Genomic DNA, 12,469 nt, shown 5'->3' with positions numbered 1-12,469 from the left:
AGCCAGGCTGTCCCGTCGTCGGTGTAGCTCGGGGCTCACGTCCCGTCCCATCATCGTCCGTGCCAGGGCGCGCCGCGCCGAGTCGACAGGCTGGTCGATATTCTTGTGACGTTGCTGCGCCGTTCGTGACACCCTGCCGGGCTTCTGGGTGCGGGCGCGAATTGTTGCGGTTTCGTTTATGTGCCTTCTTGTCTCTCATGTTGCCAGGGGAGTGTGCAACGTCTTGAGCTCCCTCGAGTGAAGTCACCGGAGAGCCCATGAGCTGGGGCGACCCCGGGCGCGTGTTCAACGAACGCTCTCTAACAAACCCGGGCCGATTCACGACAGGGTGTCGATTCGTGCGTTCAGAGCGACCTGCAGGACTTCGTCGTAGTGTCCGGCGACGTGCTGGGCGAGGACTAGGACGACTTGTGGCGGAGAGCTGGCCGGTGCGTGTATGGCGGCCGGCCGGACGTCGGCCCGTGCTCGGGCCCGGGCCGGTATCTTGGAGGTATGCACGAGGACACCACGACGTCCGAGACTCTCGCCCTGCGCGAGCTCCTCGTCGCGCGTCGTGAGGAGTTCCAGATGCTCCTCGACCGGTACGGTGCCACGAACCCGAAGCTGTTCGGCTCGGTCGCTCGCGGAACCGCGCACTCGAGCTCCGACATCGACATCCTCGTCGAGATGGATCCGTCGGACGGAAACCTGCTCATGCGGGCTTCCGGTCTGATGGAGGAGACGCGAGCCCTGTTCGACCGGGACGATATCGACATCTTCCCCCTCCAGTTGCTCAAGCGTCCGATCTCAACCTCGGCTCTCGTGGACGCGGTCGCCCTATGAGCCGTGACCCTGCTCAGCGCATCGCTGACGTTCTCGAGGACATCACTGCTGCGCATCCGGAGGTTCCCTGGCCGCAGATCCGGGGCTTCCACAACATCCTCGTCCACCAGTACTTCGGGGTCGACGCCGACGTCGTCCGCGATGTTGTGGAGACTCATCTGCCACCGCTGGCCGACGCGTTGCGGGGTCACGTTCGCAACGAGTGACCTCCGCGTGAGCTCGCTGCGACGCTCGAGAGGTTGCTCGGTTACGGAACGCAGTGGGATTCCGGTTTAACGTCTAGCCGCGTTCCGCTTCAACCTCTGGCGTGATCCGAGGGGTCTTCGGAACCATAGATGAACGTTGTGCACAACTTGTACAAGTCGTACGACAGACACATGACTTCAGCGACTCTTTCCGAGTTCCGTAACCGCCAGAGCGACTACATCGCGGCTGCGCAGCGGGAGCCAGTCGAGATCACCTCCCGCGGTGCGGGGCGTCGTGCTGTCCTCGTGTCGCCAGAGTTCTTCGACCGTGCGATGCAGGCGTTGGAGGACCAGGCTGACATTCGCGATGCGGCAGAAGCGCGCAAAGAGCCTCGTATTCCCTTCGACGACCTGACGGAAGAGCTTGGGCTTTGATCCCGGGCTGACATGAGCTACCGGATGACGATCGCGCGCAGAGCCGCGAAGACATTTCGGCGGCTTCATCCGCAGGTTGCTGACCCCTGAAGGCTGCTATCCAAAACCTCGCAGACGTTCCGCGTCCGCCTGGAAGTCTGCAGCTGAGCGGCGGGGACGGCGAGCTCCGCATTCGCGTCGGCGACTACTGGGTCATCTACGACGTCCAGGACGATGAGTTCGTGGTCCTGGTAGTGCGAGGCGGCCACGTCGGGTGGGCACGGCGTGACATCCGCGTAGGCGATCAGGAGATTGTCGTTGCGGGTGTGGGTGGAGTCAGATCTCAGCTGCGGAGCGCTCGATAATCCGCACTGGCCAGCCGATATTCGATGCGCCAGGTCAACCACTGCTCGTTTTGCCCATCGAATCGCCGCTCACTTCTTTGCCTGTCGTCGAGGTTGACCTGCGCGGTCGCGCGTGGTGACCTTTGAAAGGTTGGTATCCGCCGAGATGTGGTGGAGTTTCGTTCTATCGTTTAGCCGCGTTCCGCTTCAACCTCTTGTTAAACCGCCGGACCCCTGTCGGGGTCCGGCGGTTTCGCTGTCAGTTCTCTCGATTGTTGAACGGCTGTGAGTCTTGGCGATGACTGCGATGCTCATTCGCTACGACCTAAAGGTCATCCCGAGGACCGTTCGGACAGGGACGATTCCGCCGTGGTCGTCTTCGAATCGATGCATGCCGAGTTTTCGGGCGACTCGTTCCGACGCCTCGTTTTTGGGGTGGATGATTGCAACCAATTCGGGCGAGCCGACAACGTCACGGGCGTAGTCGCGGCATGCCATAGCGGCTTCGGTGGCGTAGCCATGGCCCTGTTTCGCAGGGACGACGTGGTAGCCGACTTCGAGCCTGGATGTGCCGTTCACGTCTTGCCAGGTGAGGCCACAGTCGCCGACGAACTCCCCGTCGCGTGTCTCAACGATCCATAGGCCGTAGCCGTGCTCCGCGTAGTTCTCTTCGTTCCACGTGATCCACCTGGCTGACTGTTCACGCGTCTTCGGTGCGGGGTAGAAACGCATGACTTGAGGGTCCCCAAGCATGTCGGCCATGAGATCGATGTCAGTAGGGCGCATGCGGCGGAAGCGGAGACGTTGAGTGTTTGGCGGAGTCACTGGCTCATTGTAATTGCAAGTATATTTCGCTCGAAGGCGGCCTGGTGTCAAGGGTCGGCATACGCGGCAGTGAATGTTGCCTATAGATCGATCAGAAGCCCGAGCATCTCGCGGATCTCAGCCAGGAGGGCAGGCCCCACGGTGCTGTGCAGCACTCCGCCGGCGGTCACGACGACAGTGGGGCGTCGGAGGCCCACTTCGTTACCGACGGGCATGCAACGCTCGGTTGACTGCATGGTTCATCCTTCCGTGACGCGGGTCTGCTGAGCAAGGGTGGTGGGTGGGTTGCGACGGGGGCCAAGCTTCGGCTGCTATCATCCCTGATAGCACGGGAGGTGGTTCTAGATGTCATCCATAGTGGTCCGGGGGCTCGACCCTGGCGTGAAGGAGCGGCTGGCTGCTCAAGCAAAGGAGCACGGCCGGTCAATGGAGGCCGAGGTCCGAGCCATTCTCACTGCGGCCGCCCGGCGGCCCCATGTCGGAATGGCCTTGCTGGCCGCGGGGCAGGCGGCCGGGGGGATCGCGGAGTTCAATGTTCCTGAACGCAATGACGTCGCGCGTTGGGTGGAATTTGAATGATCATTCTTGATACCAATGTCATCTCGGAAGTCTTTCGGCCAGCCCCGGATCCGCACGTGGTGGAGTGGATGTCGTCACTTACGGATGACGTGGCCATCACGTCCGTTACTCTCGCCGAGTTATTGGCCGGCGTCCGTCGGCTGCCAGAAGGACGCCGCCGGGCGGCTCTGGAGTCCGAGATCGAGGCCGCCATTGAGCCGTACTTAGGGACCCGTTCGGTGCTGCCCTTCGATGACATCGCAGCGCGTAAATATGCTGATGTGCTGGCATCTCGACATGCCGCCGGTGCGCCCATGAGCACCGCAGATGCTCAGATTGCTGCGATCTGCTTGGCCCGCGATGCCACGTGTGCGACCCGGAACGTGAGGGACTTCGTGCACACGGGTGTGGATCTGATTGATCCTTGGGCGGCTCGCTGACACAGGCCATTCCGGACAGCGGGGATGAGCTCTTCCCTGTCGTGGGGGCCCTCGCGCTGGACGGGGCCAAAGCAGTAGGCAAGACCACGACGGCCGAGCAGCGGGTCGTGGGCCCAGCGAAGCTGGACTCCAAGGCAGTTCGTGCCCCTGTTGTTGCTGACCCAGAGAGCATCCTCCGGCGTGCGCGCCCACAGCTCATCGACGAGTGGCAGCAGGTGCCGGAGGTTTGGGACGTCGTGCAGCGAGCGGTAGACGACGACTCCTCAGGCGGCCAGTTCCTCCTCGCAGGCAGCGCCAGTCCCCAGGACGGGACGATCCAGCACTCTGGAGCAGGATGGATCGGCCGGCTTCGAATGCGCTCGATGACGATCCCGGAGCGGGGCCTCGTCGAACCAACCGTGGGCCTGTCGCAGCTGCTTCGTGGACGTGCCGACATACAGGGGGAGTCGCCGATGGCACTCCCTGACTACGTCGACGAGATTGTCGCCTCCGGATTCCCCGGGATGCGGGGCCTGAGCGGGCGGGCGCGACGGTTCCAGCTCGACGCCTACCGGCGCTCGGACGGGCTTGGGGTGCTCCCGCTCGCCCTACTCGGCCCCTAGGGGGATACGCCATGTTGCCAAAAACGTCCTCGGCCCGGGGTTGGGCCAGCTGGGCATGGCATTGACGGGGTGATTCGTTATGGCAGTCGGCTCGGCTGCAACTTGTACAAGTTGTACGATACTGGCATGACCTCCGTGACCCTATCCCAGTTCCGCAGTCACCAGAGCGAATGTATAGCAGCCGCCCAGCGCGAGCCTGTCGAGATTACTTCCCGCGGCGCCGGTCGCCGTGCGGTGGTTGTGTCCCCGGAATTCTACGACCGTGCCGTGCAGGCGCTAGAGGACCAGGCTGACGTTCTCGCTGCTGCCGACGCGCGGCGCGAAGCCGGGCGGGTTTCGCACGAAGAGCTCCAGCGCGAGATCGGTCTCTAAGCGACGTACTGGTGGGCCTCGTGCTCAGAGTAGGCCACCGTCGAGAGGTCTACCGGTGACGACGTATCGGATTCGTCGCGAGGCGTTGTCTGTCGTCGGAATCTAGGGTCAGAGCTGTGGTTGGCTGTGCGGGGCAGGGGAGTCGGTGAGGGCCGCGGCGTAGTTGCGCATGGAGCGGTGGTAGCGCGGGAGCGTGTCGATCTGGGACTCGATGGCGACGCGCAGGGCCTCGTCCTTGCGGCCCGCGCTGTGCAGGGCCAGGGCGAGGACGATGCGAGGTGCGTTCCCGGTGGCCTCGTGTGTGGGGGCGTTGCGGAGAATGGCGATGGCTTCGTCGAATCGGCCGAGGTTGCGCAGTGTTGACCCGTATTGGACGGCGAGCTGTGCGTGGCGGGCGTCGTCGAGGCCGAGGGATAGAGCGCGCTCGTATTCGGCACCAGCCTCCGCCTCAAACCCCATGGAGTCATACATGCCGGCCACCTCGAAGGCAGCCCGGCCGTCCGGTGCAGGGCATTTCTCGACGAGGTCCTGCATCGCAGATACGCCCTCTTCGCGTTCGAGGGAATCGAACCGATCCCAGAGGTCCCGGACGCTCTGTTCCCACTGATCCACGGTGTATGTCATGGGGAGGAGTCTGCCATGAAAAGGGGCCCTTGTGACGGGGAGGGCTATGCGGCCCGCGGCCTTTGTTTGCGTGGGGCTGGTTCCGGTGGCGGGACGGCGGTTTAAGCAGGCGGCACCTGTTACAGCTTGCTCGCCCGCGCCTCCGTCTGCCCTCGCCCTGGCGGGTGGAACCAGTGTCAGAATCCACGGCACCTAGATCAACGCTCTATTGAGGGCCCTCTCGGAGCCTGCGCTGCGCGAGCTCGGCGATCATGCTCCACGGGAGCTCCTTGCGCAAGAACGCGCAGCGGCTGCGGCTGGGGACGGCAGCAGAATCATTGACCACCATTTGCAAGAGAATCGGGTTGACCCCCAGGGCCTCGGCAATCCAGACGAGGCCTTCGGGGCTCTGGAGCCTGTTGTAGGTGGTCTTGGCTGACCTGTTCGGTGTGGCGCGCGTGAAAGACCCTGAGCCTGTAGTCGCCTGGGAGCGGAACCAGCTCGTCATGTGTTCTTGCTGAGACCACCAGGGCGACCCTCTGCCCTTGAAGATCCTCTCTTCTAGCTCTTGCGTAATGGGCAGATGGGCTTCCAGCCCGCTGAGTATTCGCGCGAAGACCGCTACGTCGAAGTCAAGGTCGCTCGTCATCATCATCTCCTCGGTCCATGCGGAACAGCGGCGGCAGCAGTAGCCATGACATACGATATGTTGCCAGGACTTGCCGCTTCACTGCGAGCAGGCGCGATGGGAACGGCGGCGGCAGTGATCCCGTAGCGTTGGCACCATGACCATCTCCCTGGACAACGTTGGTATTGCCGTCAGAGATCTGGATGAGGCCGTGGACTTCTTCACCGATCTCGGGCTGCATGTCCTCGGCCGTGATGAGGTGAGTGGCCCCTGGGCGGACACAGCCGTGGGGCTGGATGGGAATCACGCCAAGATCGCGCTCCTCGGGACCCCGGACGGGCACGGCCGCGTCGAGCTCTTCGAGTACATCGCCCCGCCTGCCGTTGAGACGCCTCAGACGCGCCCCAATGATGTGGGCATGCACCGGCTGGCGTTTCAAGTGGATGACCTGGATGAGGCACTCGTCATCGCGGCCCGCCACGGTCACCTGCCGCTTCGGGGTGTCGCGGAGTACGAGGGCATCTATCGGCTGACGTACATCACCGGACCCAGCGGCATTCTTGTCATGCTCGCCCAAGACATGCGCGGGGCTCGGTCACCCCGGCTCAGCGGCAAGGCTGACGTTGCGGGACAATGAGAAAAGCCACCGAAAGGGGAGACGGCACCATGCCTGACCACTCGCTTGTCACGTCCTTCCAGCCCAGCACTGAATGGCTGGAGGACTGGCCCTACGATCTCTCGACGCTGGTGCGCGTTGGCGCTGTCGTGGGCGGCACCGCGGCCGAGGAAGCCGTGAGTCGCTTCCTCAAAGACCTCCATCGGGCCCCCGACGCCGATGTCCCCGAAGGCGTCGAAGCCTATTTCTGGGGAGGCTATTCCGTGGATGTCTCTCGCATACCGGACGACACCGACTGGATGCTCATCCTGGCTTCGGCCGGTGAGGACGGATTCAGCTCCGCTCTTGGCGCGGCGGAGAGCCTCTACGAGGCGGTCCGGGCCACTGCGGGCGATGTTGAGCTGGACTGGATGGAGCTGCCCCCCGTGAATGTGGATGCCTCGGAGGCCTAAAGCGTCTCAGGCTAGCCCGCCTCGATCTCCGTCACGCGGCCGTCCTCGACGTGCCACCGCCGAGTCAGGCGGACTGACTCCAGCATGCGGCGGTCGTGCGTCACGAGCAGCACGGTTCCCTCGAAGGAGTCCAGAGCCTCCTCGAGCTGTTCAATGGCCGGCAAATCCAAATGGTTCGTGGGCTCATCGAGCACGAGCAGGTTGACGCCTCGCGCCTGCAGAAGTGCCAGGCCCGCGCGGGTGCGCTCACCGGGGGAGAGGGACTCGGACGGCCGGCCCACGTGATCCGACTTCAGTCCGAACTTGGCGAGGAGCGTCCGCACGTCGGCGTCCGGCCATTCGGGAACTTCGGTGGAAAACCGCTGTGCCAGCGTTTCGGGTCCCTCGAAAGCTGCTCTCGCCTGGTCAATTTCGCCGACGACGACGCGCGAGCCGGCGTCGACCGCGCCCGAGTCCGGCGAGAGACGCCCCAGCAGCAGGGAGAGGAGCGTGGACTTTCCCGCACCGTTCGGCCCGGTGACGGCCACGCGGTCCCCGTAGTCGAGCCCCACTGTGACCGGCCCCAGCCGGAATCCGCCGCGCTCGACGACCGCCTCGCGGGCCCGGGCAACGACGTCCCCGGAGCGCGGCGCGGACGCGATCGTGAAGTTCAGGACCCATTCTTTCCGGGGCTCTTCCACGGCCTCGAGCCGTTCGAGCATCCGCTCTGACTGGGCCGCTTTTGCGGCTTGTTTCTCGCTCGTGCGGCGGGCATGGGCTCGAATGTGCTTGTCCCGCTCGCCGCCGCGCGCCTTCGCGGACCGCATGGCATTCTTGGTGCCCTTGTCCATCCACGCGCGCTGCATGCGGGCTCGGCCCTCGAGCTGCGCTTTTCGCTCTGCGTAGTCCTCATAGGCCTCGTGCGCGTGACGGCGTTTGATGGAACGCTCTTCGAGGTACGCGTCATACCCGCCTCCGTACACGACAATGCGCTGGAGGGACCGGTCAATCTCCACAATTGAGGTTGCGGTGTTGGAGAGGAGCTGGCGGTCGTGGCTCACCATGACAACGGGCGCATTTAGGCCGAGAAGAAAGTCCTCCAAAACATCGAGGCCGTGGGCGTCGAGGTCATTGCTGGGCTCGTCCAGGAGGTAGGCGTCGTAGCGGGACAGCAGGAGGCCGGCCAGGCCAACCCGCGCTGCCTGACCGCCGGAGAGGGAGGCAACCTCGCGGTCCAGCCCGACGTCGAGCCCCACCTGAGCCGCCGCGTCCTCCAGGCGCTCGTCGAGATCCGCGCCGCCCAGGGCCAGCCACGTCTCCAGGGCCGTCGAATAGGCGTCGTGCTCCCGCTCGCCGGCGTCAGGGCTGCCCAGGGCCTCTGCCGCGGCGTCCATCGTTTCGGTGGCCTGTGCCACGCCGGTGCGGCGGGCGATGGCCTCCCGGACGGTCTCGCCCGGCCTCGCATCGGGCTGCTGAGTGAGGTACCCCACGTTGGCGCGCAGTGGGGACGTGACGACGGTGCCGGCCATCGGCGGAATCTCGCCAGCCAGGATCCGAAGGAGGGTCGTCTTTCCGCCGCCGTTGGGGCCCACAAGGCCCGCGATCTCGCCCTCGCTGACAACGAGGTCAAGACCGGAGAAGAGCTCGAGGGCACCGTGGCCGCCCGCAACCCCCTTGAGCTGCAGTGTGGTGGACATGCGTCCAATCCTTTCACGGCCGCTTGGTGTCAGCTCCCGGTGGTGCCCCGCGGGGGCACCTCCAGCAGGGCGGCCAGGGCCGAGCGCACGCGGTGCTCAACCTGCGCTGGCACGTCTGCGGCGTACCGTCCGTCCAAGTGCAAGAACGCGAAGCCGTGGCCGAATGCCACGAGGGCCTCCGTCAGGCCATCGGCCGGGTAGGCGGGGAAGAGGCGCTGAATGAATGCGTGCAGGTTCCCTTGGGCTGCATTGATGGCCTGATGCCGGGCCTCATCCGTGCGATCTCGTTCGAGCGAAAACATGATCCGGAAGACGGCGGGGTGGCTGATCGCGAAATTCACGTAGGTCATGGCGAGGTCGCCGATGGCCGTGACCGGATCGGTGTCATCCGTGGTGGCCTCGGTCGTGGCCTTCATCTCCGCATACAGGGTTTGGAATCCTTCAATGGCGACAGCGTCATCGAGCGCCTCGCGGTCCTTGAAGTGACGGTAGGGCGCCGCTGTGGAGACTCCCGCGAGGCGAGCCACAGCCCTCATGGAATACGGCTCTCCGTTTTCGAGAACTTTAATTGCTCCCTGGATGAGGGCGCTCCGAAGATCGCCGTGGTGGTAGGGGCGCTTAGGTTCTGACACGTGGTTTCCCGTCCTCCGGGTGACTTGCTGAGTGGGTGGCATGGGCAGAGCACCGGGGCAATATCCATGACGACGATCGCAAAAATATGCGACGAAGTGCCGCAGGGGGCGGCGATTGGCGTGAGCACATTTCCCGGGCGCAGGTGCTCCAGCCCGCTCGCCGACGACAAATAACATACTTGATTCTCAGGATGCGGACGAATTGGCCATGGGCTGGTCAATTCGGTGCCCACTGTGCCTTCCTGCTTGGGGTATACGACAAAGTAGTGTTCCCACATGAGTTTTCCCTGGACAACATGGGCATGTCTGCCTGACCTGCGCGCGCCTCGTCGCGGATCGCTAACCTTGGAGGGTGACCCAGTCCCAGCCCTTGACGCCCGCTCCGCTCGTCCATTCCGTCGTGGCCCCGTCCTCGGAGGAGGTGGCGCCGGATGCCCGCCGCGTGGTCTTCCTCCACGGCCTCTTCGGCCGCGGCAAGAACTTCACGCGCATCGCTGCGGGCCTGGCGCCCGAGGCCCGCAGTCTTCTCGTTGACCTCCCCAACCATGGCCAGTCCGCTTGGACGGAGACGATCGACTACCCGGGCCTGGCCGATGCAATAGCAGCCCACCTTCGTGAGGGCTTCGCCGTGGACGGCCCGGTGGACGTCGTGGGCCACTCGATGGGCGGCAAGGTCGCCATGATGCTTGCCTTGAGGCACCCTGACCTCGTGCGGCGGCTCGTCGTCGTCGACATCTCCCCGGTTCCCTCACCTCCCGGGTGGGGAAATTTCCAGCACTTGCTCGCGTCCCTTGCCTCGCTGAATCTCGGAACCCTCACCTCCCGTTCACAGGCGAGCGAGGAGCTCACGGACCCCATCCCGAACCCGGGCGTGCGAGGCTTCCTGCTTCAGAACCTCGCGCGGCGCGGGGACGGTTTCGAGTGGGAGCCTAACCTCGACCTCCTGCGCCGGGAGCTGCCGACCATCATGGGCTTCCCCGACGCGGCTGGGGCGCACTTCGACGGCCCCGTCCTGTGGATCGCCGGCGAGCGCTCCCCGTACGTCCGCGACGAGGACGCCCCCGCCATGCGCGCCCTCTTCCCGCGGGTCCGCAGACTCACGGTCAAGGGGGCCAGCCACTGGGTGCACTCGGACAAGCCGGAGGAGTTCATCGCGGCGCTGCGCTCCTTCCTCCTCGCGCCGGGGGAGTAGCCGGGGAAGCAGTGGCCGACGACGACGCCTGCGGCGGGGTCTGCCTCCGCCGTCGGCATGGACCAGGTCTGAAGGTTGGGCCTGCCTCCGCCGTCGGCGTGGAGCGGGCCTGAAGGCTAGGCCTGGCAGAGGCAGAACGGGTGCCCCGCCGGGTCCAGGTACACGATGAAGTTGCCGTTCTTCGACGGCTGGACGGGGTGCTTCGTGGCGCCCGCTGCGAGAACGAGGGGCTCGGACTCGGCGAGGGAGGCCACGTCGAAGTCGAGGTGAGCCTGCTGGGGGATGTCGCCGTTGGGCCACTCCGGCGCGCGGTAGTTCTCCACCTGCTGGATGCCGAGGCTGAACGGGGCCGTGCCCTCCGCGGGGTAGACGTTGACCCACACGGTCTGGGACTCGATGCGGCTAGTCTCCCAGCCGAGGATCGTCGCATAGAACGTCGCGAGGGCCGGGGCGTCCGGGGCATCCAGGGCGATGGTCAGGTGGGACAGGTTCAGGTGTGCGCTCATGGGGGCGACCCTACGCCAGGCGCGGGAACAAGGAAAGGCCCGGGCCCGCCTCTGAGCGAGACGGACCCGGGCCGGGGCAGGGGAGGCTAGACCATGCCCTCGCGGTCGAGGGCTTCACCGTTGACGCGGTTGCGGACGAGCATCCATCCTCCGACCATGAGCACGGCCACGACGGGGAGGCCAATCCGCACGGCCAGGGCCGAGTGCGGGTCGCTTCCGATGCCGATGAGCACGAGCACCGTCAGCAGGAAGACGAGCGCGAACACGTTGAGCACGGGCGCGCCGCGGAGGCGGAAGTCGGGGCGAACCATCTCGCCGCGCTTGACCTTGCGGAGCATGCCCATGTGGGCCAGGAGGATGAGGCTCCAGACGCCGATGATGCCGATCGTCGCGATCTCGAGGACGATCTCGAACGCCTCGGATGGCCACATGTAGTTGATGCCGACGCCGAGGAGGCCGAAGAATGCGGTGGTGAGGATCGCCGCGTACGGGACGTGGTGCGAGCTCATCTTGGCGAGGTACTTCGGGGCGGCACCCGCGAGGGACATCGTGCGCAGCACGCGGCCCGTGGAGTACAGGCCCGAGTTCATCGAGGACGCCACGGCGGAGATGAGGACGACGTTCATGATGTCAGCCATGTGGACCGGGCCGAGGTGGAAGCCCACGCGGTCGAGGACGGTGACGAACGGGGACTCGCCCGCGGTGTACTGGCTCGTCGGGAGGAGGATGGCCAGAAGGCCGATCGTGCCGATGTAGAAGACGAGGATGCGCCACAGAACCGAGCGGACTGCCTTGGGCATGATCTCGCGGGGGTTCTCGGCCTCGCCGGCGGCGACGCCGATGAGCTCCATCGCGGCGAACGCGAAGATGATGCCGCTCATGAGCTGGAACATCGGGGAGACGCCGTTCGGGAAGAAGCCGCTGTCCGTGATGTTGTGGAAGCCCGCGGTGGCCTGCTGGCCGTTGCCGGAGAGGTCCGCCTGCGTGACGATGAAGAAGATCGCGATGAGCATGAAGATGATGATCGCCGCGACCTTGATGGCGGAGAACCAGAACTCCATCTCGCCGAAGAGCTTGACGCCGATCAGGTTGACGGCGAGGACCACGGCGAGCGCAATGGCCGCCAGGCCCCACTGTGGGACCGAGTCGCGGATGCCGGGCCAGAAGCTGAGGAACACGGCAATGGCGGTGCAGTCCGCGATGATCGTGAAGGCCCAGTTGAGGAAGTGGAACCAGCCGGCCGCGAAGCCGGCGCCCTCGCCGAGGAACTCGCGCGAATAGGAGACGAACGCTCCCGGGGTGGGTCGGTGGAGGACCATCTCGCCCAGGGCCCGGACGACGATCATGGCGACGATGCCGCAGATCGCGTACGAGATGATGAGGGACGGGCCGGCCTGGTGCAGGCGGGAGGCGGAGCCGACGAAGAGGCCCGAGCCAATGGCGCCGCCAATGCCGATCATCTGAATGTGACGGTTTTTGAGCCCTTTCGAATAACCTTCGTTGTCGCTCGCGGCGGCTGGGGGTGCCGCCTTCGTCATGGAACTGCTCATACTGCGCATCCTTGCTTGGGTGTGTCGCTTTCGCGGGAGATCTGGGCCACAG

Annotated in this window: 19 protein-coding genes; 11 read left to right on the top strand and 8 right to left on the bottom strand. The window is 65.2% G+C overall.

From position 1 onward, the window contains the following. The first annotated feature begins 492 nt into the window (after nt 1-492). From J2S35_RS02475 to J2S35_RS02460, 4 genes are all read left to right on the top strand, one after another. Nucleotides 493-822 (top strand): nucleotidyltransferase family protein, encoded by a 330-nt coding sequence (locus J2S35_RS02475; protein ID WP_309849458.1) that lies wholly within the window; start codon nt 493-495, stop codon nt 820-822. Next, nucleotides 819-1,028, top strand: coding sequence for a HepT-like ribonuclease domain-containing protein (locus J2S35_RS02470; RefSeq protein ID WP_309849455.1), 210 nt, complete (start codon nt 819-821; stop codon nt 1,026-1,028). The genes J2S35_RS02475 and J2S35_RS02470 overlap by 4 nt, the downstream gene beginning before the upstream one ends. A gap of 171 nt (nt 1,029-1,199) precedes the next feature. Continuing rightward, on the top strand, nt 1,200-1,442 hold the full coding sequence (locus J2S35_RS02465) for a type II toxin-antitoxin system Phd/YefM family antitoxin (RefSeq protein WP_309849452.1): 243 nt from the start codon (nt 1,200-1,202) through the stop codon (nt 1,440-1,442). Nucleotides 1,443-1,528: 86 nt separating this feature from the next. Further along, nucleotides 1,529-1,786 (top strand): type II toxin-antitoxin system RelE family toxin, encoded by a 258-nt coding sequence (locus tag J2S35_RS02460; RefSeq protein WP_309852996.1) that lies wholly within the window; start codon nt 1,529-1,531, stop codon nt 1,784-1,786. 297 nt (nt 1,787-2,083) lie between these two features. Here the strand turns inward: J2S35_RS02460 and J2S35_RS02455 are convergent, their stop codons facing one another. Together J2S35_RS02455 and J2S35_RS02450 are read right to left on the bottom strand one after the other, a co-directional pair. Then, entirely contained in the window at nt 2,084-2,590 is a 507-nt protein-coding gene (locus J2S35_RS02455) for a GNAT family N-acetyltransferase (RefSeq protein ID WP_309849450.1), read from the bottom strand. An 80-nt stretch (nt 2,591-2,670) separates the two neighbouring features. Then, entirely contained in the window at nt 2,671-2,826 is a 156-nt protein-coding gene (locus J2S35_RS02450; RefSeq protein ID WP_309849448.1) for a hypothetical protein, read from the bottom strand. A gap of 109 nt (nt 2,827-2,935) precedes the next feature. Between J2S35_RS02450 and J2S35_RS02445 the strand changes: the two genes are divergently transcribed. From J2S35_RS02445 to J2S35_RS02430, 4 genes are all read left to right on the top strand, one after another. After that, complete coding sequence (locus J2S35_RS02445) at nt 2,936-3,169, top strand: FitA-like ribbon-helix-helix domain-containing protein (RefSeq protein WP_309849445.1); 234 nt, start codon at nt 2,936-2,938, stop codon at nt 3,167-3,169. Beyond that, nucleotides 3,166-3,588 carry a type II toxin-antitoxin system VapC family toxin gene (locus J2S35_RS02440; protein WP_309849443.1) on the top strand — a complete coding sequence of 141 codons (423 nt, stop codon included), beginning with the start codon at nt 3,166-3,168 and terminating at the stop codon, nt 3,586-3,588. The genes J2S35_RS02445 and J2S35_RS02440 overlap by 4 nt, the downstream gene beginning before the upstream one ends. Beyond that, complete coding sequence (locus J2S35_RS02435; protein ID WP_309849441.1) at nt 3,573-4,190, top strand: AAA family ATPase; 618 nt, start codon at nt 3,573-3,575, stop codon at nt 4,188-4,190. Before J2S35_RS02440 ends, J2S35_RS02435 begins: the two co-directional genes overlap by 16 nt. 126 nt (nt 4,191-4,316) lie before the next feature. Continuing rightward, nucleotides 4,317-4,562 (top strand): type II toxin-antitoxin system Phd/YefM family antitoxin, encoded by a 246-nt coding sequence (locus tag J2S35_RS02430; protein ID WP_309849438.1) that lies wholly within the window; start codon nt 4,317-4,319, stop codon nt 4,560-4,562. 108 nt (nt 4,563-4,670) lie between these two features. Here J2S35_RS02430 and J2S35_RS02425 read toward each other — a convergent pair whose 3' ends face one another. Together J2S35_RS02425 and J2S35_RS02420 are read right to left on the bottom strand one after the other, a co-directional pair. Then, a complete protein-coding gene (locus tag J2S35_RS02425; protein ID WP_309849436.1) occupies nt 4,671-5,186 on the bottom strand; it encodes a tetratricopeptide repeat protein in 516 nt (171 codons plus the stop codon). A gap of 205 nt (nt 5,187-5,391) precedes the next feature. Beyond that, complete coding sequence (locus J2S35_RS02420; RefSeq protein WP_309849434.1) at nt 5,392-5,673, bottom strand: hypothetical protein; 282 nt, start codon at nt 5,671-5,673, stop codon at nt 5,392-5,394. Nucleotides 5,674-5,950: 277 nt separating this feature from the next. Here J2S35_RS02420 and J2S35_RS02415 point away from each other — a divergent pair, with 277 nt between their 5' ends. Then, nucleotides 5,951-6,430: a VOC family protein gene (locus J2S35_RS02415; RefSeq protein WP_309849432.1), complete on the top strand. Its 480-nt coding sequence runs from the start codon at nt 5,951-5,953 to the stop codon at nt 6,428-6,430. Between the two features lie 29 nt (nt 6,431-6,459). Beyond that, nucleotides 6,460-6,861, top strand: coding sequence for a hypothetical protein (locus J2S35_RS02410; protein ID WP_309849429.1), 402 nt, complete (start codon nt 6,460-6,462; stop codon nt 6,859-6,861). Nucleotides 6,862-6,872: 11 nt separating this feature from the next. Here J2S35_RS02410 and J2S35_RS02405 read toward each other — a convergent pair whose 3' ends face one another. Both J2S35_RS02405 and J2S35_RS02400 read right to left on the bottom strand, forming a co-directional pair. Next, nucleotides 6,873-8,537 carry an ABC-F family ATP-binding cassette domain-containing protein gene (locus J2S35_RS02405; RefSeq protein ID WP_309849427.1) on the bottom strand — a complete coding sequence of 555 codons (1,665 nt, stop codon included), beginning with the start codon at nt 8,535-8,537 and terminating at the stop codon, nt 6,873-6,875. A gap of 29 nt (nt 8,538-8,566) precedes the next feature. After that, complete coding sequence (locus J2S35_RS02400) at nt 8,567-9,073, bottom strand: TetR/AcrR family transcriptional regulator (RefSeq protein ID WP_309849424.1); 507 nt, start codon at nt 9,071-9,073, stop codon at nt 8,567-8,569. A 448-nt stretch (nt 9,074-9,521) separates the two neighbouring features. Here J2S35_RS02400 and J2S35_RS02395 point away from each other — a divergent pair, with 448 nt between their 5' ends. After that, a complete protein-coding gene (locus J2S35_RS02395; RefSeq protein ID WP_380083894.1) occupies nt 9,522-10,361 on the top strand; it encodes an alpha/beta fold hydrolase in 840 nt (279 codons plus the stop codon). A gap of 116 nt (nt 10,362-10,477) precedes the next feature. On the opposite strand, the gene J2S35_RS02390 is transcribed toward J2S35_RS02395, so the two are convergent. Both J2S35_RS02390 and J2S35_RS02385 read right to left on the bottom strand, forming a co-directional pair. Next, a complete protein-coding gene (locus J2S35_RS02390) occupies nt 10,478-10,867 on the bottom strand; it encodes a VOC family protein (protein ID WP_309849421.1) in 390 nt (129 codons plus the stop codon). An 86-nt stretch (nt 10,868-10,953) separates the two neighbouring features. Further along, nucleotides 10,954-12,417: an amino acid permease gene (locus J2S35_RS02385; RefSeq protein ID WP_309849419.1), complete on the bottom strand. Its 1,464-nt coding sequence runs from the start codon at nt 12,415-12,417 to the stop codon at nt 10,954-10,956. Nucleotides 12,418-12,469 lie beyond the last annotated feature (52 nt).

This window comes from Falsarthrobacter nasiphocae, from assembly GCF_031456275.1.
GTDB lineage: Bacteria > Actinomycetota > Actinomycetes > Actinomycetales > Micrococcaceae > Falsarthrobacter > Falsarthrobacter nasiphocae.
Note: the sequence above shows the minus strand (reverse complement) of the source record. Positions and strands in the feature narration are given on the sequence as shown.

What these genes read in the sequence shown, in the direction of transcription:
- J2S35_RS02400 (WP_309849424.1), bottom strand. Translation starts at nt 9,073, where the DNA reads ATGAGGGCTGTGGCTCGCCTCGCGGGAGTCTCCACAGCGGCGCCCTAC.
- J2S35_RS02405 (WP_309849427.1), bottom strand. Translation starts at nt 8,537, where the DNA reads ATGTCCACCACACTGCAGCTCAAGGGGGTTGCGGGCGGCCACGGTGCC.
- J2S35_RS02440 (WP_309849443.1), top strand. Translation starts at nt 3,166, where the DNA reads ATGATCATTCTTGATACCAATGTCATCTCGGAAGTCTTTCGGCCAGCC.
- J2S35_RS02425 (WP_309849436.1), bottom strand. Translation starts at nt 5,186, where the DNA reads ATGACATACACCGTGGATCAGTGGGAACAGAGCGTCCGGGACCTCTGG.
- J2S35_RS02450 (WP_309849448.1), bottom strand. Translation starts at nt 2,826, where the DNA reads ATGCAGTCAACCGAGCGTTGCATGCCCGTCGGTAACGAAGTGGGCCTC.
- J2S35_RS02475 (WP_309849458.1), top strand. Translation starts at nt 493, where the DNA reads ATGCACGAGGACACCACGACGTCCGAGACTCTCGCCCTGCGCGAGCTC.
- J2S35_RS02465 (WP_309849452.1), top strand. Translation starts at nt 1,200, where the DNA reads ATGACTTCAGCGACTCTTTCCGAGTTCCGTAACCGCCAGAGCGACTAC.
- J2S35_RS02430 (WP_309849438.1), top strand. Translation starts at nt 4,317, where the DNA reads ATGACCTCCGTGACCCTATCCCAGTTCCGCAGTCACCAGAGCGAATGT.
- J2S35_RS02410 (WP_309849429.1), top strand. Translation starts at nt 6,460, where the DNA reads ATGCCTGACCACTCGCTTGTCACGTCCTTCCAGCCCAGCACTGAATGG.
- J2S35_RS02470 (WP_309849455.1), top strand. Translation starts at nt 819, where the DNA reads ATGAGCCGTGACCCTGCTCAGCGCATCGCTGACGTTCTCGAGGACATC.
- J2S35_RS02385 (WP_309849419.1), bottom strand. Translation starts at nt 12,417, where the DNA reads ATGAGCAGTTCCATGACGAAGGCGGCACCCCCAGCCGCCGCGAGCGAC.
- J2S35_RS02420 (WP_309849434.1), bottom strand. Translation starts at nt 5,673, where the DNA reads ATGACGAGCTGGTTCCGCTCCCAGGCGACTACAGGCTCAGGGTCTTTC.
- J2S35_RS02445 (WP_309849445.1), top strand. Translation starts at nt 2,936, where the DNA reads ATGTCATCCATAGTGGTCCGGGGGCTCGACCCTGGCGTGAAGGAGCGG.
- J2S35_RS02415 (WP_309849432.1), top strand. Translation starts at nt 5,951, where the DNA reads ATGACCATCTCCCTGGACAACGTTGGTATTGCCGTCAGAGATCTGGAT.
- J2S35_RS02390 (WP_309849421.1), bottom strand. Translation starts at nt 10,867, where the DNA reads ATGAGCGCACACCTGAACCTGTCCCACCTGACCATCGCCCTGGATGCC.